Source organism: Herbaspirillum sp. B65 (genome assembly GCF_000333555.1).
In the GTDB taxonomy this organism is placed as follows: Bacteria; Pseudomonadota; Gammaproteobacteria; order Burkholderiales; family Burkholderiaceae_D; genus Herbaspirillum; species Herbaspirillum rubrisubalbicans.
Genome location: NZ_BADI01000172.1, coordinates 1 through 881 on the forward strand (window position 1 = coordinate 1; position 881 = coordinate 881).

Genomic DNA, 881 nt, shown 5'->3' on the forward strand with positions numbered 1-881 from the left:
TGGTGACCCGAGACGCTCGGTGCCGCCTTCATCGACAGCATCAGCAGGAAGGGCGCCAGCATCATCACGCGGACCATCTTGGTGATCACGGCCACATCGGCGGTGTGCTGGTCGATGGAGCGGGCCGCCGCCAGGACCTGGGCCACTTCATGGACGGTGGAGCCGATGTAGACACCGAAGTCCGGCAGACGCATCCCCCACATCGGTTCGGCCTGCAGCGTATAGAGCAGCGGTTCTCGCACCAGCAAGCCATCGAACCGCCGGCGCCGTCCATCGACGCCAGCTTCGCCCCGACGCCGGCCTTCGAACCGGTGCAGGCAGCGGTGGCCGCTCCGGCTGCCTCCGAAGCCCCGGTCGAAGTGGTTGCCGCACCGGCCCCGGTGGTACCGCAGCAGATCAGCCTGCTGGATGCCGTCGAAGCCAGCCCTGCCGTGGTTGCCGAAGCTTCGGCTCCGGTCGCTCCGGCACCGGTAGTTGCTGCACCTGCCGCAGCTACTACCCCTGCTGCTGCCGGCAACGGCGCCCAGTGGGACTCGCTGCAGCAGATGCTGTCGCACGCCGGCCTGACCCTGGCCACCACCGACCCGGTCAAGCTGCGCGCCGCCCAGGAAGCGGCTGCGGCCATCGTGCCGGCACCGCGTGTGCCGCGCGAGCGCAAGCCGCTGCCGCCGCAGTCGAGCGAGCCGCTGGTGCAGGTGGAAACCCGCCGTTGATGCCGGCAGGGTGGGTCAGCCATGACCCACCGATTGCAGATCGACCACGCGAAAGGTAGAAAGGGAGCTTCGGCTCCCTTTCTCATGTCTGCTTGGCTGCAGCAAGGTGGCATTTACCCCTTTGTCATCGGCAATAGACACCCTATTTGGTGACAGTTGGGGGGCTGC

General features: G+C 67.4%; 1 protein-coding gene and 1 pseudogene. One reads left to right on the plus strand and one right to left on the minus strand.

The window, feature by feature from the left end; all coding sequences use genetic code 11:
- A pseudogene (locus I5W_RS04305) lies at window positions 1-233 on the minus strand (putative sulfate exporter family transporter); the annotation flags it as partial.
- A 90-nt stretch (window positions 234-323) separates the two neighbouring features.
- Here I5W_RS04305 and I5W_RS04310 point away from each other — a divergent pair.
- Window positions 324-713, plus strand: a complete 390-nt coding sequence (locus I5W_RS04310; RefSeq protein ID WP_044528314.1) for a hypothetical protein — start codon at window positions 324-326, stop codon at window positions 711-713.
- Window positions 714-881: the final 168 nt, after the last annotated feature.